19 protein-coding genes are annotated in these 17,804 nt (G+C 72.0%); 5 read left to right on the top strand and 14 right to left on the bottom strand.

From position 1 onward, the window contains the following. Positions 1 to 1,344: type VII secretion-associated serine protease mycosin (gene mycP / locus VFO68_RS15050; RefSeq protein WP_325158896.1), on the top strand; the 1,344-nt coding region annotated here is incomplete at its 5' end. 50 nt (positions 1,345 to 1,394) lie between these two features. On the opposite strand, the gene VFO68_RS15045 is transcribed toward mycP, so the two are convergent. From VFO68_RS15045 to VFO68_RS15020, 6 genes are all read right to left on the bottom strand, one after another. Further along, positions 1,395 to 2,249, bottom strand: coding sequence for an ESX secretion-associated protein EspG (locus tag VFO68_RS15045; protein ID WP_325158895.1), 855 nt, complete (start codon positions 2,247 to 2,249; stop codon positions 1,395 to 1,397). Between the two features lie 20 nt (positions 2,250 to 2,269). Continuing rightward, entirely contained in the window at positions 2,270 to 2,623 is a 354-nt protein-coding gene (locus VFO68_RS15040; RefSeq protein ID WP_325158894.1) for a hypothetical protein, read from the bottom strand. A gap of 13 nt (positions 2,624 to 2,636) precedes the next feature. Beyond that, a complete protein-coding gene (locus VFO68_RS15035) occupies positions 2,637 to 4,376 on the bottom strand; it encodes a WXG100 family type VII secretion target (RefSeq protein ID WP_325158893.1) in 1,740 nt (579 codons plus the stop codon). Positions 4,377 to 4,498: 122 nt separating this feature from the next. Then, on the bottom strand, positions 4,499 to 5,305 hold the full coding sequence (locus tag VFO68_RS15030) for an ESX secretion-associated protein EspG (protein ID WP_325158892.1): 807 nt from the start codon (positions 5,303 to 5,305) through the stop codon (positions 4,499 to 4,501). A 9-nt stretch (positions 5,306 to 5,314) separates the two neighbouring features. Then, positions 5,315 to 5,818, bottom strand: a complete 504-nt coding sequence (locus tag VFO68_RS15025; RefSeq protein WP_325158891.1) for a hypothetical protein — start codon at positions 5,816 to 5,818, stop codon at positions 5,315 to 5,317. A gap of 16 nt (positions 5,819 to 5,834) precedes the next feature. Beyond that, a complete protein-coding gene (locus tag VFO68_RS15020) occupies positions 5,835 to 6,959 on the bottom strand; it encodes a PPE domain-containing protein (RefSeq protein ID WP_325158890.1) in 1,125 nt (374 codons plus the stop codon). A 51-nt stretch (positions 6,960 to 7,010) separates the two neighbouring features. On the opposite strand from VFO68_RS15020, the gene VFO68_RS15015 reads away from it, so the two are divergent. Both VFO68_RS15015 and VFO68_RS15010 read left to right on the top strand, forming a co-directional pair. Further along, a complete protein-coding gene (locus VFO68_RS15015) occupies positions 7,011 to 7,679 on the top strand; it encodes a metallophosphoesterase family protein (RefSeq protein ID WP_325158889.1) in 669 nt (222 codons plus the stop codon). Continuing rightward, a complete protein-coding gene (locus tag VFO68_RS15010) occupies positions 7,672 to 8,514 on the top strand; it encodes a chromosome partitioning protein ParB (protein WP_325158897.1) in 843 nt (280 codons plus the stop codon). Before VFO68_RS15015 ends, VFO68_RS15010 begins: the two co-directional genes overlap by 8 nt. Here the strand turns inward: VFO68_RS15010 and VFO68_RS15005 are convergent. After that, complete coding sequence (locus tag VFO68_RS15005; protein WP_325158888.1) at positions 8,511 to 9,353, bottom strand: SMP-30/gluconolactonase/LRE family protein; 843 nt, start codon at positions 9,351 to 9,353, stop codon at positions 8,511 to 8,513. The genes VFO68_RS15010 and VFO68_RS15005 overlap by 4 nt on opposite strands. 62 nt (positions 9,354 to 9,415) lie before the next feature. Next, positions 9,416 to 10,396: a hypothetical protein gene (locus tag VFO68_RS15000; protein ID WP_325158887.1), complete on the bottom strand. Its 981-nt coding sequence runs from the start codon at positions 10,394 to 10,396 to the stop codon at positions 9,416 to 9,418. A gap of 108 nt (positions 10,397 to 10,504) precedes the next feature. Here VFO68_RS15000 and VFO68_RS14995 point away from each other — a divergent pair, with 108 nt between their 5' ends. Next, a complete protein-coding gene (locus VFO68_RS14995) occupies positions 10,505 to 11,065 on the top strand; it encodes a GNAT family N-acetyltransferase (protein WP_325158886.1) in 561 nt (186 codons plus the stop codon). Here the strand turns inward: VFO68_RS14995 and VFO68_RS14990 are convergent. The 6 genes from VFO68_RS14990 to VFO68_RS14965 all read right to left on the bottom strand — a co-directional run bounded on the left by VFO68_RS14990 (position 10,978) and on the right by VFO68_RS14965 (position 17,096). Continuing rightward, positions 10,978 to 11,937 (bottom strand): DMT family transporter, encoded by a 960-nt coding sequence (locus VFO68_RS14990; RefSeq protein WP_325158885.1) that lies wholly within the window; start codon positions 11,935 to 11,937, stop codon positions 10,978 to 10,980. The genes VFO68_RS14995 and VFO68_RS14990 overlap by 88 nt on opposite strands. Before the next feature lie 212 nt (positions 11,938 to 12,149). Next, positions 12,150 to 12,671, bottom strand: coding sequence for a general stress protein (locus VFO68_RS14985; protein ID WP_414635511.1), 522 nt, complete (start codon positions 12,669 to 12,671; stop codon positions 12,150 to 12,152). Positions 12,672 to 12,703: 32 nt separating this feature from the next. After that, positions 12,704 to 13,900 carry an acyl-CoA dehydrogenase family protein gene (locus VFO68_RS14980; protein WP_325158883.1) on the bottom strand — a complete coding sequence of 399 codons (1,197 nt, stop codon included), beginning with the start codon at positions 13,898 to 13,900 and terminating at the stop codon, positions 12,704 to 12,706. 374 nt (positions 13,901 to 14,274) lie between these two features. After that, positions 14,275 to 15,024, bottom strand: coding sequence for a slipin family protein (locus tag VFO68_RS14975; protein ID WP_414635510.1), 750 nt, complete (start codon positions 15,022 to 15,024; stop codon positions 14,275 to 14,277). 126 nt (positions 15,025 to 15,150) lie between these two features. Beyond that, on the bottom strand, positions 15,151 to 16,029 hold the full coding sequence (locus VFO68_RS14970) for a CoA ester lyase (protein ID WP_325158881.1): 879 nt from the start codon (positions 16,027 to 16,029) through the stop codon (positions 15,151 to 15,153). Further along, on the bottom strand, positions 16,026 to 17,096 hold the full coding sequence (locus VFO68_RS14965; RefSeq protein WP_325158880.1) for a CoA ester lyase: 1,071 nt from the start codon (positions 17,094 to 17,096) through the stop codon (positions 16,026 to 16,028). The genes VFO68_RS14970 and VFO68_RS14965 overlap by 4 nt, the downstream gene beginning before the upstream one ends. Before the next feature lie 142 nt (positions 17,097 to 17,238). Here VFO68_RS14965 and VFO68_RS14960 point away from each other — a divergent pair. After that, positions 17,239 to 17,804 (top strand): PRC-barrel domain-containing protein (locus tag VFO68_RS14960; protein ID WP_325158879.1); only part of this gene is annotated, 566 nt, incomplete at its 3' end.

Below are 17,804 nucleotides of genomic sequence, written 5' to 3'. Positions count from 1 at the left end.
CAGCCGCAGGACCAGGGCGACGGTTTCGCCAAGCCGCCGCCGCTGCCCGCCGGCACCCAGGTGCCGCAGGATTCCGGCAAGCCCGACCTGACGTACGAGAAGAAGACCCTGTGCGTCCAGTCGTTGAACGAGGGCGTCGTGCTGCCCAACAAGCCGTGGGGACAGACCCGGCTGCGCTTCGACGAACTGCACCGGTTCGCCACCGGCAAGGGCCAGACCGTTGCGGTGATCGACACCGGGGTGAACCAGCACGACTTCCTCGGCAGCCGGCTGTCCGGTGGCGGCGACTACGTGGCCGACAAGCAGGGTCTGGAGGACTGCGACGGGCACGGCACCGAGGTGGCCGGGATCATCGCGGCGAACCCGCCCGCGAACAGCAACATCGGGTTCAAGGGCATCGCCCCGGACGCCAGCATCGTGAGCATCCGCCAGTCCAGCGCCAACTACCAGGGCACGGACCCGAACGACCCGGAGCAGGACACCCGCACCGCCGGCAACCTGCTCACGCTCGCCCAGGCCATCGTGCGCGCGGCCGACCGGGTGCCCAAGGGCGTGATCAACATGTCGGTGGACAGCTGCCGGCCGGCCGGGCCGATCCGCCCGGCCGAGGTGGCCGTGCAGTCCGCGCTGCGGTACGCCTTCGAGGAGAAGGACGTGGTGGTGGTCGCGTCCGCCGGCAACCTCAAGGAGAACGACTGCAACCAGCAGAACGGTCCGGACGCCAACCGGCCGACCACGATCGTCACCCCGCCCTGGTTCTCCGACTACGTGATCTCGGTGGCGGCGATCGACCGCAACGGCGACCCCGCCTCGTTCTCGGTGCAGGGCCCGTGGGTGACCGTCGGCGCGCCCGGCACCGAGATCACCTCGCTTGATCCCGGCAACCAGTCCGGCCTGGCCAACCGCCTGCTGACCGCCCAGGGGCAGCCGTCCCAGATCCAGGGCACCAGCTTCGCCGCGCCGTACGTGGCCGGCACCGCCGCGCTCGTCCGGGAGCGCTACCCGAACCTCACCGCCCAACAGGTCAAGGAGCGGATCACCGCCACCGCGTCGCACCCCGCCGCCGCCGGTGGCCGGGACAACCTGGTCGGCTACGGCATGATCAACCCGATCGCCGCCCTCACCGCCATGATCCCCAGCGAGCAGGGCATCGCCCCGGACCCGCCCAAGCCGATCGCGCTCGACATGCCCGCCCCCGTCGAGCGCGACTGGACTCCGGCCACCGTGGCCCTCATCGGCTCCCTGGGCGGTGTCGGCGCCCTGCTGCTCACGCTCTTCATCGTCCACACCATCCGCCGCAACCGCCGCGACACCCCGGACCCCACCCTGTCCCTCCGCTCCTGACCCAGGACCGAACCGGCGACTCGCCGGGCTGGAAGTGGGGACTCGCGGGGTCAGGTGCGGATGCTGGCAGCCAGGGCGCGCAGGGCGGAGCGGAGCTCGTCGGCGGTGAAGGGGTTGACGCTCATCCAGTCGCCGTCCTCGGCCAGGCGGAAGCGGCCGCGGCGGGTGTCCAGCCAGCGGATCTCGTCACCGACCCGGCGCCACTGGTCTTCGGTGTCGTCGCGTCTGGCCAGTCCGGCCTGGCCGTTGCCCAGGACGGGTTGCAGCTGGGTGACCATCTTGCGGGCCAGGCGCTCGTCGATGCCATGGGCGCGCAGGAGATCGTCGATCTCCTCGGTGGACATCCGTTGGGGTTGACGGATCTCGACCGTGGTGTCCACATCGGACACGGAGAGGTCGGGTTCGGGCATCCGGGCGCGCATGGCCCCGAGCGCGTCGGCGATTGCCTTGCGGGGCAGGCTGAACGGTGCCGTCGCGGCGGCATCCAGCCTGGGTACCAGGCGAACCAGCGCGTCGACGGCCTCGTCGATCGTGGCGGCGGACATCCGGATCATCCGGTCCGGGTCGGCCAGGTCCTGGGTGACCAGCAGCGCCTCCTCCCGGTAGGCCAGCACCACCGCGGCCGTCGTCTGGCGTTCCTCGGCCAGGACGAGATCCAGGACGCCGGTCGCGTTGCGCAGCAGGTAGACGAAATCGTCGGCCACCCCGAGCGGTCCGTTCTCGTCGGCGAGGCCGCGCTCGGTCATCAGCTCCCGGGCGCCCTGGAACATCACCACGCGCTCGAGCTCGGTCACCCCGGAGGACGGCACCTCCAGCGGGAACGGCGCGACCACCTCGGCGAAGACGCACAGCAGCTCAACCTCGACCGGGTGCAGGATCTCGCCCCGGTCCGTCCCGGTCACCATCTGGCTGGTCGGCCCTTCGCTCAGCTGTAGGTCATGCCGGCCGCGTTGTCGGCGTCGGCCTGCTCGTACCCGGCCACCGTCCGCTCGGCGCTCTCGATGAACTGTTCCATGTGCTGCAACGCCACCCGCAGCTGTCCGGCCAGGCCGCCCTCACCGGAGAGCCGGTCGTTGAACTTCTCCGCCATCTCCTGGCCGACCGGGCTGGTGCCCAGCATCGGAGCCAGGCTCGGGCTGCCCATGTCGGTCACCTGCTGCGTGATCCGGTTGAGGTCGGCCCGGACCCGCTCCACCGCCGAGCGGAACTCCCGCATCTGGTCGGGTTCGACCTGCCAGCCCTCGCCACCCGCGAGCGGACCCTGTCCTTCGAGGTACATCTGGCTTCTCCTTCTACAGGCCGATGACCGGTGGCGCGGCCTTCAGGTCGGCGGAGGAGAACGGATCCTCCTCGACCGGGAACCGGCGCACGTGCTCTTCGTCTTCCTCGTCGCGCACCCCGGCGCCGGCGGCCCCGCCGTAACCACCCGAGCCGTGCGGGTCGAGCACGCCGCCCCGACCGAACCGGCCGCGTCCGCCGCGCTCGGCCTCGGCGCCGATGCCGGACCGCCCACCGGCGCCGGGACCGTAGCCGTCCACGCCGCCGACCAGATCGGCGCTGCCGTCCACCTCGAGGCCCGGCCGCCGCTTGTGCTCGCGGTCCTTGCCCGCTCCACCGCGCCCGGCGCCCGCGCCGAGACCGCCGCCGGGCATGCCGCCCCGGCCCGCCGCGCCCCGCCCGGCGCCCGCGGCACTGGTGCCTCCGCGCCCGCCCGGCCCGTAGCCGCCGTCGAACATGCCTTCCGGGCCTTCGACCTCAAGACCTGGGCGCCGCTTGTGCTCCCGGTCCTTGCCCGCGCCACCGCGAGCGCCGCCCGCGCCGAGACCACTGCCGGGCAGCCCACCCCGGCCGCCGGCTCCGCCGCGACCCAGTCCGCCGGCCCGGGCGGCACTGGTCCCGCCTCGGCCACCGGTTCCGGCGCCCCGGCCACCACGACCGGTGCCGGCACCGCCCCGGCCCGCGCCGGCTCCGATGCCGCCGCCCGGCACTCCGCCCCGACCACCGGCTCCGCCGCGACCAGCGCCGGTACCGCCCCGGCCACCGACCCCACCGACGCCGCCGCGACCGCCCGGCCCGACCCCGCCACGACCGCCGGGCGGCAGGAACCCGCCGCCGGGCAGCCCACCGATTCCGCCGCCGGGCAGCCCGCCGCCACCGCCCCCGACCGGGACGGTGCTGGGCGGGTTCGTGATCGCCCGCCAGCGGTTCTCGAACCCGCCGCCGCCGGCCAGCGAGGGGGCGGTGCCGATCGGGGAGACGTGGTTGGGCGGGGGCAGCGTCGGACTGCTGCCGCCGGGCGGCACCGGAGGCGCACCCGGGGTGCCGACGGGGCGGCCGGGGTTGGCCGGCTGGCCGGTGCCCGGGTTGACGCCGTCGGCGGGCAGGCCGAACTGCGGGGTGGTGCCGTCCACGCCGAGCAGCGCGTTCTCGTAGCGCTGCATGGTCTGCACGGCCTTGCGCTTGAGCTTCTTCTTGTTGCTGCCGAAGCCGAACGCGCTGGCGATGCCGCCGATGGCGGCGCCGAACGCGGCTCCGATCGGCCCGCCGATCGCAAACCCGGCCAGCGCACCGCCGCCCGCGGTGGCGTACCAGGCGTCGTGCGGCTTGCCGGGCATGGTGCTCTGCGCCGAGCGCAGCGCGCCGCTGGCGTCCTCGATCGGGTTGCCCATCTGTCCGGCGGTGTCGCCGAGCTCGCCCATCCACCGGGCGTTGGTGGTGACGCTCTGCCTGGCCGCTTCCGCGCTGCCGCCGGACCAGTAGTTCATCAGGGTGTCCAGCGAGGTCTGCAGGTCCGTCGAGGCCTGGTTGACCGCGTCGCCGTGCCGGCGCCACTCGCCGGCCAGCGAGTCGAGCTGGTTGGGGCTGGCCCGCTCGGCCACCATCTTGATCAGCGTTTCGAGCCCGTAGCCGTCCCAGTTCACGCCACCGGTGACCCAGCGATCGTTCTCCTGGCGCCGCTCGCGCCGCTGCCGCTCGGCTTCGGCGCGCGCGTTCGCCGCCTGTTGACGCAGGTTGGCGAACAGACCGCTCAAGCCCTCTAGGAAAGCCATGCCGGACCCCGATCCATGCCAAATCGTCGCTTCCGACCGTTACGTTATCGGATCGGACCGACACCGGACACTGAAACGGTTGAACACCAGACGAAGGTCGTCAACTATCCGATGCCGGCGGCCAAATGGCGTATCGCGGAGTACAACTCGTTGGCGAACAACGGGTTCACGCTCGTCCATTCGGTATCACCGCCGAGCTTGTACCGGCCGTGCTCGGTGTCCAGCCAGCGCAGCTCGGTACCGACCCGCTGCCAGTCCCCGGCGTAGCCGCGCCGCTCGGTGAGCCCGGCCTGGCCGTTGCCGAGCACCGGCTGCAGCGCCGTGCTCATCCGGCGGGCGACCCGCTCGTCGATCCCGTGCGCGCTCAGCAGTTCGTCCAGCTCGTGGCCGTCCAGCCAGCCCCCGTCGGACCGGGCCCGCTCGCGCAGCACCCGGTAGACCTGGTGCACCGCGCGGCGCGGCACGGTGAACGGGGTGGTCATGGCCGCGTCCAGCGCCGGCACCAGCCCGAACAGTTCGTCCACCGCGTCGTCGACCTGCAGCACGATCAGGTTGGTGACCGGCTCGTCGGTGTCCAGTTCGGCGACCGCGAGCACGGCCTCGTCGCGCGCGGCGAGCAGCACCGCGCCCAACTGGTCGTCCCCGGCGGTGAGCAACAGGTCCAGCACCACCGGGCTGGACCGCAACAGCTCGACGAACGCCTCGGCGACCGCGCGGGGACCCCGGTGATCGGCCAGCCCGCGCGCGGCCAGCCGGTCGCGCGCCTGCCGGAACAGCCCGAGCCGCTCCGCCCGGTTGACCCCGGCGGACGGGACCTGCAACGGAAAGGGCGCCGGCACCCCGGCGAACGTGCACAGCAGGTCCATCTCGACGGCGTCCAGCGACGCGTCGAACCCGTTTCGCAGCCCCATGATCCGTGCTCAGCCCCGGCGGAACCGGTCGGCGGCGTCCGTGTCGAAATCCCGGTAGAGCCGCAGCGCGTCCTCCGCGCCGGCCAGGAACTCCTCCATCCGGCGCCGGGCCTCGGCCAGCATGGGGCGCAGGCCGCCGCTGGTCGGATGCTTCGGGTCGTCCAGCGGAGCGTCCAGCCGGTCCCGGAACTTGTGTTCCAGCTGTTCGGCCACCGGACTGGTGCCCAGCGACGGCGTGTAGCTGGCCGACCGCATCAGCTCGATCTTGTCGTCCACGACCCGCAGCCACTCCCGAACCGAGTCGATCGCGGCGGCGAACTCCCGCAGCGAGTAGGGATCCACGGCCCACCCGCCGCTCGATGCCGGCCTCGGCCGGGCGGTCTGCGCCGCAGCCACCAGCACGCTGATCGGCATCGGCGGTGGCGCGGGCGGCGCCTCGTGGCGCAGCGCGGCCGACTCCAGATCCAGCTGGCCCCGCGCCGAACCGAACTCGGTGTCGTTGTTCTCTCCCATGGCGGCCGTTCCCCTCCTAGAGCCCGATCACCGGCGGCGAGGCCTTCTTCTCCAGCGCGAACGGATCGTCGGCGTCGACCGGGAAGCGCCTGCGGTGATCACCGGCGGCACCGCCGGCTCCGGCGCCGGCCATTCCGGCGCCCATCGGGGCCCCGGCGCCGGTGGCGCCGTGCGGCCCGTCCGGGTCGGCCAGCGCCGCGCTCATCGGCAGGGTGCCCGCGACCCGCTCGGGGGTGGGCACGGCTCCGGTGCCCGGCCCGCCGCCGGGCACCCGGCCGCCGCCGAACCCGGAACCGGCACCCGGCCCGGGCAGGACGGTCGGCATGGCGCCGCCGCCGGAAACACCGCCACCGCCACCGCCGCCGACCCGCAGCCCGCGATCCGCACCGCCGCCGGAACCGTCGAACCGGTGCTGGGACGCGCCGGTGCCCTGCCCGCCGGTCAGCTCCTGCCAACCCGGCGGGTTCGGGGCCGGCGGTTGGCCGGGTGGGGTGACCGGTTGCGGACGCCGGGGTGACGGCGCGACCGGCGCGCGCCCCACGGCGTCCGGTCCCTCGAAGGCCGGGATGGCCGCGTCGATGCCGACCGCCGCGGTCTCGAACCGGCGCATCACGTCGACGGCCTGACGCTTGAGCTCGTTCTGGGCCTGCTGTGCCGCCGCGGCGCTCTCGGTGCCGGCCGCGGTCGCGCCGATCGAGGCGCCCAGCGGCCCACCGGCCAGTTCCCCGATCTCGGCGCCGTCCGGCGCCGAGCCGCGTCCGGCGACGGCCTGTACCGCGAGCCCCATGTCCGGCATCTGGTCCTGCGCGGCGCGCAGCGCGTAGGCGCTGTCCTCGATCGGCGAGCCGACCTCGTAGGCGGTGGCGCCGAGGGCGGCCATCCACTCCGCGTTGCGCGCGACGTCGGCGCGGGCCTGCTCGGCCGCCTCACCCCTCCAGTAGTTCATCAGCCGGTCCAGCGCCGTCCCCAGTTCGCTGGCCGCGCCGCTGAGCGCCCCGCCGGTCGATCGCCACTCCTCGGCCAGCGAGTTCAGTGTCTTCAGATCGACCCGGTCAGTCACCATGCCGATCAACTGGAGCAGTTCGAAGCTGTCCCAGTTGGTGTCGCCGGTGACGTACCGGTCGTCGGACTGTCGAGGCATGCTCTGACTGTAACCGGTTCACCACCCGGATCTGGCCCGTACGCTCGGATCGTGGCAAGGGTGCTTGCGGTGGCCGACGAGGTCGTCGACACACTGTGGACCGACCGGGTGCGCCGGCATCGGGTCGACCTGGTGCTGGCAGCGGGTGATCTGCCGTTCGACTACCTGGAGTTTCTGGTCGACGCGCTGGACCGGCCGTGTGTGTTCGTGCCCGGCAACCATGATCGGGACCTGCGCGGCTACCGGCCGGGGCGCGGGCTGTGGCTGCGCGACGGCCTGCCCGACGAGTGGCCGGGACCGGCCGGCGCGACCAACGCCGACGGCACGGTGGTGGACGTGGCCGGGCTGCGGATCGCCGGCCTCGGCGGGTCGATCCGGTACAACGACGGGCCGAACCAGTGGACCGAGGACCAGCAGGCGCGGCGGGCCAGGAAGGTCGCCAGGGTCGCGGCCCGGCGCCGGCGGCGCGACGGCCGCGGCGTGGACGTGCTGCTCACCCATTCGCCCGCGCGGGACGTCGGGGACGCCGCGGACCCGGCGCACCGCGGGTTCGCCTGCCTGCACGACGCGGTGCACCGGATGCGACCGAAACTGTTGTTGCACGGACACATCCACCCCTATGGAACACAGGTGCCGGACCGCCGCCTTGGTGAGACGCTGGTGGTGAACACGGTCGGCTTTCGAATTCTGGAGATCGGGGGACACGGCGATGGTGGGTGACACCGGGTTCTCCATCGCCGACGCCGAGCACGACTTCGTGCGGGCCCGGCGCCGGCAGGTGCTGTCCCGGCTGGCGACCTGGGTGCGCAACGTGCCCGACGACGTGGACGTGATGCTGCCGTTCGACGAGGTGATCGGCGCGCTCGGCCGGGTCGGCGAACGGCCGATCGGGCTGCGCACCATCGCGCTGGACTCGATCGTCGGAAGTGTCGACCGCACCAAGGAGTTCGACCGCCGGTTCCGGCCGACCTCGGCCTCGGTGCGGGACCGCTGGCAGCGCCTGGCGCTGGCGCACCGGCGCGGCGAGGCGATCCCGCCGATCGAGGTGTACCGGGTGGGCGAACTGCATTTCGTCTACGACGGGCATCACCGGGTCTCCGTGGCCCGCGCGCTGGACCTGACCGCCATCGACGCCTACGTGACGGTGGTCGCGACCCGGCTGTCCGCGGTGGGCATCGCCTACCGCAGCGACCTGACCATCAAGGACCTGCGCCGGATCTTCCTGGACCGGGTCCCGCTGACCGGCCGCGCCCGGGCGGCCGTCGAGCTGACCGACCCGTGGGACTACGCGGAGCTGGCCGAATCCATCGAGGCGTGGGGCTTTCGGCTGATGCAGCACGAGGGCGGGTTCCTCGACCGCGGCACCGTGGCGCAGCGCTGGTACGACGAGGAGTTCGTCCCGGTGGTCGACCTGGTCCGCAACGCCGGCCTGATCGGCGCCGAGACCGACGCCGAGGCGTACATGCGGACGGCCTGCCAGCGGTACCGGTTGGTCCGCACGCACCGCTGGGACGAGGACGTGATCGCGGCGCTGCGCGAGGCCGACCAGACCTAGGGCCAGCCCGCGCCAGGCACGTCGACGCCGAGGGCGAGCAGTTGGCCGCTGCCCGGGGCCACCGGTTCGGGTTCGGTCATCCCGCGCCAGGTCGCGGCGACGATGAACAGGGTGGTGCCGTCCGGACCGCCCAGCGCGCAGGCGAAGCCGCCCCGGTCCAACTCGACGGTCCGCAGCACCCGGCCGCCCTCGGCGACCCGGACGCAGCACCGGTTGGGCACGTCGGCATACCAGACGGCGTGTTCGGCGTCGACGCAGATGCCGTCCGGGGTGCCGGCGCCGAGGTCGGCCCAGACCCGCCGGCCGGTCAGCTCGCCGCGGGCGCCGATGTCGAAGGCCACCAGGCTGTTGCGGTAGGAGTCGGCGACGATCAGGGTGGCGTTGTCCGGGGTGACCGCCATGCCGTTGGGGAAGGCGATGTCGCCGGCCACCTGCCGGACGGTTCCGTCCGGAGTGACCAGGTGGACCGAGCCGGGCCGGGGTGGCTCGGCCGACATCGGGTCGAAGTCGACCCGGTTGACGTAGGCGTTGCCGCGGCCGTCCACCACGATGTCGTTCCAGCCGGGCGCACCGAGATCGGCGTAGCGGCTCAGGGTTCCGTCCGGCTCCCGGCGCAGCAGCACGCCGTCGGCGGAGGAGACGATGAGCAGCCGGTCGTCCGGCGTCCACGCGGTGCACAGCGGCAGCGACGCCACCCGGGCGATCACCTCGCTGGACCCGTCCAGCCCGGCCGCGAGCACCTCGCCGGCCGACCAGTCGGAGTAGTACAGCCGGCCGGCGTGCCAGCGTGGTGACTCCACCAGACCCCGGCCGGTGGCCAACGTCCGCATCCCGTCCATCGCATTCCCCTTGTCCCTGAGCCGTTTCCCCCTATACGAACGGCCGGGGCCCGGATCGACGGTCAGGTGTTGGTCTCACCGGCCTTGGGTTGGGCCTTGCCGACCACATTGTCCGCGTAGCTGTCCAGGAACCGGGTACCGACCTGCTGGGCGTAGCCGAGGATCAGCGCGGCCACCAGCATCGAGGGGCGGTTGGAGATCACGTCCTGGAGCAGCCCGGTGGCCATGATCAGCACGCCGGCCACCGCCAGCACGGCGCCGAGCATGATCTTGATGATCGCCTGGTACGGGGTCAGGGTGTAGGCCACCACGCTGGGTCTGGTGCGCAGCAACAGGATGACCACCGCGACCGCCCCGCCGAGCGCGCCGAGCAACTGCACCAACCAGACGTCCCCGCCGGTCGGCTCGGTGCCACCGGTGGCGCAGAAACCCTTGATACACAACGGAAGCAGCGTGGGAAACACCGAGCTGAGCACCCCGAGCACGAGGTTGAGGCACAGCATCAGGATGCCGAAGAGCACCAACCGGTTGCGCAGGCTGCGCACCGCGCTGTGCGAGTTGTCCGAGGTGGCGTAGGCGGCCCGCAGCGCCTCGGCGACGACGGCTCGTTCCACCTCGCCGAGGTTCGTCGGCCGGATCGCCAGCAGTGCCCGGACCCGCTGGTCCTTCGGGTCGAGGTCCTCCAGCACCCGCTCCCGCACCGCCGGCAGCCGGCCGACCAGATCCCGGCTGCTGGCGATCATCCGCGCCTCGGCCAGGTGCAGCGCCCGCCAGGAGCGCTCGATGTGCGTGCCGGAGTACCAGGTGGCCAGGTTGCTGTCGGCTTTGGTGGACTCGTGCGCGATCGTCATCGCGGGCAGCACGCCGGGCGGTTCGTCGTCGCGCCCGTCCAACTCGGCCTGCAGCCACTGCAACCGCTCGCCGACCCCGACCCGCCAGGCCGACAACCGGGATCTGCCGATCTCGTCCGACCAGTTGCGGGTCGCGGGCCGCACCGGTTCCCCACCGGTGGTCCCCGCCTTGTGCATCGGTATGGCTGCCATGGTTTTCGCCCAGTGCCGATCGCGGAATTCCCTTACTCTTCCCTGGTTGGAGAAATCGTGGCACGGATCCGGTCCATTACGCCCGGGGTTTGGCAGATCTCATTGTTGGTGCGTACGACCTATCTCGAGCAGTTGACGCCGCAGGAGATCCGGCCGGCCCGCACGCCGGACCCGCGGGTGACGATCACCCGGGTGGAGCTGCCGGCGCCGGAGTTCTGCCGGTTCCTCTACACCGCGGTCGGCGGTGACTGGTACTGGACCGACCGGTTGCCGTGGAGCCGGACGGCCTGGGTCGAGTACCTCAGCCGTCCGATGGTGGAGACCTGGGTGGCCTGGAGCCGGGGCGCGCCGGCCGGTTACGTCGAGCTGGCCGGATCGTCCACTGTAGACGTGTCCGAAGTGGAGATCGCGTATTTCGGCCTGCTGCCGGGTTTTCTGGGCCAGGGTCTGGGTGGCCACCTGCTGACCGAGGCCCTGCGGCTGGCCTGGTCGATGGCCGGGCGGTGGCCCCGAACCCCGCCGGTGCGCCGGGTCTGGGTGCACACCTGCACGCTGGACGGGCCGGCCGCGCTGGCCAACTATCAGGCCCGCGGCCTGATCCCCTTCCGCGTCGAGGACGCCGAGACGGAGGTGTCCGGCTCGCCGCCCGGCTCCTGGCCCGGACCCTGAGCCGGCTCCACGCGCCCGGCCTGGCGCATCGCGTCCGGATGGTGCCTGGCCAGCATCGCCACTCCGATGACCGCCGCCAGCGCGCCGGCCACCAGCCCGAGCCCGCGAACCCCGCCGGCGTCCACCGTCTCGTCCAGCAACCCGATCCCGAGCGCGGTGGCGACCAGTGGGTTGAGCACGGTCTGGCAGCCGACCACCACATCCGGCGGCCCGCTGGAGTAGGCGTGCTGCAGCAGCAGCGACCCGGCGGCGAAGGCGAACGCCAGCGCGGTCATGGCCAGCGGTGACACGGCCGGCAGGCCGCCGTGCTGGAAGCTGAAGGTGACGTCGCGGACCAGCACGGACACCAGCCCGTAGGCCGCACCGGTGGCGGCGGCGAAGGCCACGCAGCGCACGATCCCGCGCCGCATCCCGCCTGCGACGCCGAGCACCAGCACCGCGCCGGCGACGATCACGGTGGCGTAGAGCACCGCGGACCTGTCGAACCCGACCGGCTTGGCCGCGCCGGCCGCCAGCGCCACGAACAGCACCACCCCGCCGGTGCTGGTCACCACCGCGAGCAGCGCCGCGGCGTCCAGCCGCACCCCGTTGGCCCGCGCGTTGATCACCACGCTGACCGGCAGGGCGAGCACCACGATCGGCGCCACGACGGTGACCGGCGCCAGGGCCAGCGCCAGGATCTGCAGCACCGCACACAGCGAGAGCACCGCCAGACCCATCAGCCAGGTGGGGTTGTGGGTCAGCCGGGCCAGCCCGCGCAGCCGCAGCCCGGACTCGCGGGACTCGGCCCGCACCCCCGCAGCCTGCAGCTGCACCCCGACCGCCGACAGCGCGGCGCCCGACACGGCGAACGTGATGGCCAGGGCGATCATGAACATCCCCAAGCCGGTTGCGCGCGATCGGACCCGCTAGGCAGACCGCATCCGGGCATGGCCGGGCCCGCTCCGGTCCGGATGGTCAGCCTGCTCCCCGTCATGGCCGCTCCGATGGTCGCTGGCAGCGGTTCGTGTTGAACCTCAACGCAGACGCGGGGCAGTCCGTTCCCGGCCGCTGAGAAGGCTCTCAGAAGCCCAGTATGGCTGGGTCAGACGCTGGGGCGCATTGCCAGCTTGGCCAGCAGATCGCGGCCCTTCTCGGCGTTGCGCGGCTGGGTGAGCACGTCGTAGCGGCCGGCGACGAGCTGGCTGGCCGAGGCGATCTCCCGGCCGCTGCGGGTGGTGGCGTAGCCGACGGCGGCGAACACCATGCCGAACACCACACCCGAGGCCAGGCCGACCAGGATGGGGGCGAACGACATGGTCTGCTGGCTGAACACCCCGAGCAGCAGCCCGACGAACAGGCCGAACCAGGCGCCGGACAGGGCACCGGTGGTGAGCACCTTCGGCCAGCTCAGCCGGCCGATCACCCGCTCGACCAGCATCAGGTCGACCCCGACGATGGTCACCTCGTTCACCGGGAAGTCGTTGGTGGCAAGGTACTCGACGGCCCGGTGCGCCTCGGCGTACGTGTCGTAGGAGCCGATCGGCCACCCGGACGGGGGCGTCGGCACCCGGGGCAGACCCTGACCGCGCGCCGGGCTCGAGAACGTACCGCTCACCGTTGCAATGATGCCACGATTGTCCCTTTTCCAAACGGCGGTCAGCCGCGCGACCGGTACTCCCGCAGCAGGCCCCGGCTGATGATCGTCTTCTGGATCTCGCTGGTGCCCTCGCCGATGAGCAGGAACGGCGCCTCGCGCATCAGGCGCTCGATCTCGTACTCCTTGGAGTAGCCGTAACCGCCGTGGATCCGGAACGACTCCTGGGTCACCTCGGCGCAGTACTCCGAGGCGAGCAGCTTGGCCATGCCGGCCTCGACGTCGTTGCGCTCGCCGGAGTCCTTGAGCCGGGCCGTGTTGACCATCATCAGGTGCGCCGCCTCGACCTTGGTGGCCATCTCGGCGAGCTTGAACGCGATGGCCTGGTGCTCGGCGATCGGCTTGCCGAACGTGCGGCGCTGCTGGGCGTACTCGACCGCGAGCTCGAAGGCCCGGATCGAGATGCCGCAGGCGCGGGCGGCCACGTTGACCCGGCCCACCTCCACGCCGTCCATCATCTGCGCGAAGCCGCGCCCGGGGGCCTCGCCGAGGATCGCCTCGGCACCGATCCGGTACCCGTCGAAAACCGCCTCGGTGGTGTCGACGCCCTTGTAGCCCATCTTGTCGATCTTGCCGGGGATGGTCAGGCCGGGGGCGACCTCGCCGAACCCCTCCGGCTTCTCCACCAGGAACGCGGTGAGGTTCTGGTGGGCCTTCTCGGCGCCCTCGTCGGTGCGCACCAGCAGGGCGATCAGGTTCGAGCTACCGCCGTTGGTCAGCCACATCTTGGCGCCGTCGATGACGTAGTCGGAGCCGTCCCGCCGGGCCCTGGTCTTGATCGCCGCGACGTCGGAGCCCAGGTCCGGCTCGGACATGGAGAACGAGCCGCGGACCTCGCCGGTGGCCATCTTCGGCAGGAGGCGCTCCTTCTGCGCGTCCGTGCCGTGCTGCTTGATCATGTGCGCCACGATGAAGTGGGTGTTGATCACGCCGGACACGCTCATCCAGCCCCGGGCGATCTGCTCGACGACCAGCGCGTAGGTGAGCAGCGACTCGCCGAGCCCGCCGTAGGACTCCGGGATGGTCAGGCCGAACAGGCCCATCTCCTTCATCCCGTCGACGATGTCGGCCGGATAGGCGTCGTCGTGCTCGAGGGCCTGGGCGTGCGGGATGATCTCCTTGTCCACGAAGTCGCGGACCGTCGCGAGAATCTCCCGCTGAATGTCGGTCAGTCCTGCGGTCTGCGCCAGGCGGGCCATCGGAGCTCCCTTTCCGGGGACGGGGTTACCGGTGAGTATCTCGCGGTTAACGCCCGTTCGCGCAAGAAAGGTGCGCAGTGCCACTCCGAGTGGCAGACCATTCGGTCAGTGCACGCGCAGCTCCGTCGACCGGCCACAGCCCCGGCAGTCCTCGGCGAGCACGTAGACGTCGTCGCCACAACCGACACAGCTACGGAAACTGCGCTCGAAAAGGTCGTCGCGGCGACGCCCCCGGCCAAACAAACGTGGCCCGGTTTTAGCGACGCGGTGTCTACCCATGGCGACAAGCCTGACCCGAACAGGTGGGGGCGAGGCAAGGCCGGACCGTGATCTGTGCGTTATCTCACGGCAACCTATGACGTTTTGTAACGTCCTTAACTCCCCGGAGTGACATCCCCTCCGGAGGGTGGTCGTTTGACTACGCCGACGTCACCATGGCTGGCAGCCTCCAGAAACCGCAGCAACTCCACCGGGAACGGCAACACGAGCGTGGAGTTCTTCTCCGCCGCGACCTCCACCACCGTCTCCAGCAGCCGCAGCTGCAGCGCCGCCGGCGTGTCCGCCATGGTGGCCGCCGCCTGGGCCAGCTTGTGCGAGGCCTGCAGCTCACCGTCCGCCGAGATCACCCGGGCCCGCCGCTCCCGCTCGGCCTCCGCCTGCCGGGACATCGAGCGCTTCATCGACTCGGGCAGCGCGACGTCCTTGATCTCCACCCGGTCGATGTGGATGCCCCACTCCAGCGCCGGGTTGTCGATCATCATCTCCAGGCCCTGGTTGAGCCGCTCCCGGTTGGACAGCAGGTCGTCCAGGTCGCTCTTGCCGATGATCGACCGCAGCGAGGTCTGCGCCACCTGCCCGACGGCGAACTTGTAGTCCTGCACCTTCACGATCGCCAGCGCCGGGTCGATCACCATGAAATACACCACGGCGTCGACCTTGACCGTCACGTTGTCCCTGGTGATGCCCTCCTGGGCGGGCACCGGCATCGTGACGATCTGCATGTTGACCTTCTCCAGCCGGTCGGCGACGGGCCGGATGAAGGTCAGGCCGGGCTCCCGGAGCCGCGACTGCACCCGGCCGAACCGGAACACCAGACCGCGCTCGTACTGCTTGATCACCCGCATGGTCGCGCTCGCCCACAGGCCGGCGACGATCAGGACGGTGAGCACGATGTACAGCAGTGGCATCGCTGAACTCCACGCCGTGACGCGGAGTTCCGCACACCCGCGCCTGGTCGCGATGCTACGCCGTCAGGAGTGCAGCGACTCGATGGCGGCGGCCAGGCCCAGGATCCGGCGGGCGTTGGCCACGTGCAGATGCTCGATCATCCGGCCGTCCACGGTGACCACCCCGCGACCCTCCCGCTGGGCCTCCTCGAACGCCTCGATGATCCGCCGGGACATCTCGATCTCCGCATCGGACGGCGCGAACACCCGGTTGCACGGCTCCAGTTGGCCGGGATGGATCAGCGTCTTGCCGTCGAAGCCGAACTGCCGGCCCTGCACGCACTCCGCCTCGAACCCGGCCAGGTCGCGGACGTCGTTGTAGACCCCGTCCAGGATCGCCCGGCCGGTGGCCCGGGCCGCGAGCAGCGCCAGCGACAGGCCGCCGAGCAGTGGCGCGCGGCCCGGCACGTGCTCGGCGTGCAACTCCTTGGCCAGATCGTTGGTGCCCAGCACCAGCACGGTCAGCCGGGCGCTCTCCCGGGCGATGTCGTAGGCGTTCAGCATGGCCACCGGGGTCTCCACCATCGCCCAGATCGCCGTGCGGTCCGGGGCGCCCGCGGCGTGCAGCGCCCGCTCGATCGCATGCACCTCGCTGGCCGAGTTGACCTTGGGCACCAGCACCGCGTCCGGTCCGGCCTCGGCGGCGGCCCGCAGATCGTCGGCGTGCCACGGGGTGTCCAGACCGTTGACCCGGATCGCCACCTCGCGCCGGCCGTACCCGCCCTGCGCCACCACCTCGCAGACCCGCTTGCGCGCATCGAGCTTCGCGTCCGGCGCGACCGCGTCCTCCAGGTCGAGGATCAGCGCGTCCGCCGGCAGGGTCTTGGCCTTCTCCAGCGCCCGCTCGTTCGCCCCCGGCATGTAGAGCACCGACCGGCGCGGGCGGGCCGTCAGCTCGGTCATGCCAGCGCCTCCTTCGTGGCCGCCTCGTAGGCGTGCAGGAGGTCCGGGTCGCGAGCGGCCAGCGCGTCGGCCAGTTCGGCCACCACCCGGCACTGCTTGACCGTGGCGTCGTCCTGCATCTTGCCGTCCAGCATCACCGCACCGGTGCCGTCGCCCATCGCCGCGATCACCCGCCGGGCCCAGGCCACCTCGGCCGGGTCCGGCGAGAAGACCCGCCGGGCGATGGCGATCTGCGCCGGGTGCAGGCTCCACGCCCCGACACAGCCGAGCAGGTACGCGCTGCGGAACTGGTCCTCGCAGGCCACCGTGTCCTTGATGTCCCCGAACGGGCCGTAGTACGGCAGGATCCCGGCCGCGGCGCAGGCGTCCACCATGCGCGCCACCGTGTAGTGCCACGGGTCCTGCTGGTAGGTGGTGCGTCCCTGGGTCAGGTCGGCGCCGACCGGGTCGGTGCGCACCAGGTAACCGGGATGGCCGCCGCCGACCCGGGTGGTCTTCATCCGCCTGCTCGCCGCGAGGTCGGCCGGGCCCAGCGAGATGCCCTGCATCCGCGGGCTGGCCATGGCGATCTCCTCCACCCGGGCCACCCCGGTCGCGGTCTCCAGGATCGCGTGCACCAGCAGCGGACGGCGCAGCCCGGCCCGGGCCTCGAGCTGGGCCAGCAGCCGGTCCACGTAGTGGATGTCCTCCGGTCCCTCGACCTTCGGCACCATGATCACGTCGAGCTTGTCGCCGATCTCGGTGACCAGGGTGATCAGGTCGTCCAGCACCCACGGCGAGTCCAGGCTGTTCACCCGGGTCCACAGCTGGGTGTCGCCGAGGTCGGTGTCCCGGGCCACGGCGACCAGCCCGGCCCGGGCGGCCTCCTTGCGGTCCGCCGCGATCGCGTCCTCCAGGTTGCCCAGCAGCACGTCGACCTGCGGGACCAGGTCCGGCACCTTGGCCACCATCTTGGGGTTGGACGGATCCAGGAAGTGGATCATCCGCGACGGCCGGAACGGGATCTCCCGAACCGGGTCCGGCGCGCCGAGCGCGAGCGGGCGGAAGAAGTCCTTCGGGGAACGCATTCTTGCCTCCAACCGGCGGTCCGGCTACCTATCGGTAACCCTAGGACCGCCTGGCGCACCGCCCCGCACACATGAGGCAAACACCACCCCGTCGGATCGGCATACTGCGCCCCGGCGGGGACCGGCCACTAGCCTGATCACCGTGGCCACCACGACCAAGGTGTTCGTCGCGCAGCTCGTCGGGCTGCCGGTGTTCGGGCCGGACGGCGAGTCGATCGGCAAGATCCGTGATCTGGTGGTGGCGCTGCGGATCGACAGCACGGCGCCGCGGGTGCTCGGGCTGGTGATCGAGCTGGCCACCCGGCGGCGGATCTTCGTGCCGATGCTGCGGGTCACCGCGATCGATCCCAACGCGATCACCCTGGCCACCGGCTCGGTCAACCTGCGCCGGTTCACCTCCCGCGCCAACGAGGTCCTGGTGATCGGGCAGCTCATCGACGCGCGGGTGCGGATCCGCTCGACCGGCGCGACCGCCACCGTGCTGGACGCCGCCATCGAGCCCACCCGGACCCGGGACTGGGTGCTGTGCCGGGTGGCGGTGCGCGAGCGGACCGGCCGGATCGGCCGGCGCGGCCCGGTCAAGGTGCTGGGCTGGGAGGACGTCGAGGCGCCCGGCATGACCGAGCTGATCCACGCGCCGCAGGGGGCGGTGCACCTGCTGGCCCTCTACGACCAGATGCGCGCCACCGACGTCGCGGCCGCGCTGCA

This window comes from Actinophytocola sp. (genome assembly GCF_035712165.1).
Lineage (GTDB): Bacteria > Actinomycetota > Actinomycetes > Mycobacteriales > Pseudonocardiaceae > DASYTH01.
This window is presented reverse-complemented; position numbering and strand designations above follow the sequence as displayed.

Bases quoted from the DNA above. Each gene is read 5' to 3' on its own strand.
- VFO68_RS15045 (WP_325158895.1), bottom strand. From the start codon at position 2,249: ATGGTGACCGGGACGGACCGGGGCGAGATCCTGCACCCGGTCGAGGTT.
- VFO68_RS15040 (WP_325158894.1), bottom strand. From the start codon at position 2,623: ATGTACCTCGAAGGACAGGGTCCGCTCGCGGGTGGCGAGGGCTGGCAG.
- VFO68_RS15030 (WP_325158892.1), bottom strand. From the start codon at position 5,305: ATGGGGCTGCGAAACGGGTTCGACGCGTCGCTGGACGCCGTCGAGATG.
- VFO68_RS15025 (WP_325158891.1), bottom strand. From the start codon at position 5,818: ATGGGAGAGAACAACGACACCGAGTTCGGTTCGGCGCGGGGCCAGCTG.
- VFO68_RS15020 (WP_325158890.1), bottom strand. From the start codon at position 6,959: ATGCCTCGACAGTCCGACGACCGGTACGTCACCGGCGACACCAACTGG.
- VFO68_RS15005 (WP_325158888.1), bottom strand. From the start codon at position 9,353: ATGGACGGGATGCGGACGTTGGCCACCGGCCGGGGTCTGGTGGAGTCA.
- VFO68_RS15000 (WP_325158887.1), bottom strand. From the start codon at position 10,396: ATGGCAGCCATACCGATGCACAAGGCGGGGACCACCGGTGGGGAACCG.
- VFO68_RS14990 (WP_325158885.1), bottom strand. From the start codon at position 11,937: ATGATCGCCCTGGCCATCACGTTCGCCGTGTCGGGCGCCGCGCTGTCG.
- VFO68_RS14980 (WP_325158883.1), bottom strand. From the start codon at position 13,900: ATGGCCCGCCTGGCGCAGACCGCAGGACTGACCGACATTCAGCGGGAG.
- VFO68_RS14975 (WP_414635510.1), bottom strand. From the start codon at position 15,024: ATGCGGGTGATCAAGCAGTACGAGCGCGGTCTGGTGTTCCGGTTCGGC.
- VFO68_RS14970 (WP_325158881.1), bottom strand. From the start codon at position 16,029: ATGACCGAGCTGACGGCCCGCCCGCGCCGGTCGGTGCTCTACATGCCG.
- VFO68_RS14965 (WP_325158880.1), bottom strand. From the start codon at position 17,096: ATGCGTTCCCCGAAGGACTTCTTCCGCCCGCTCGCGCTCGGCGCGCCG.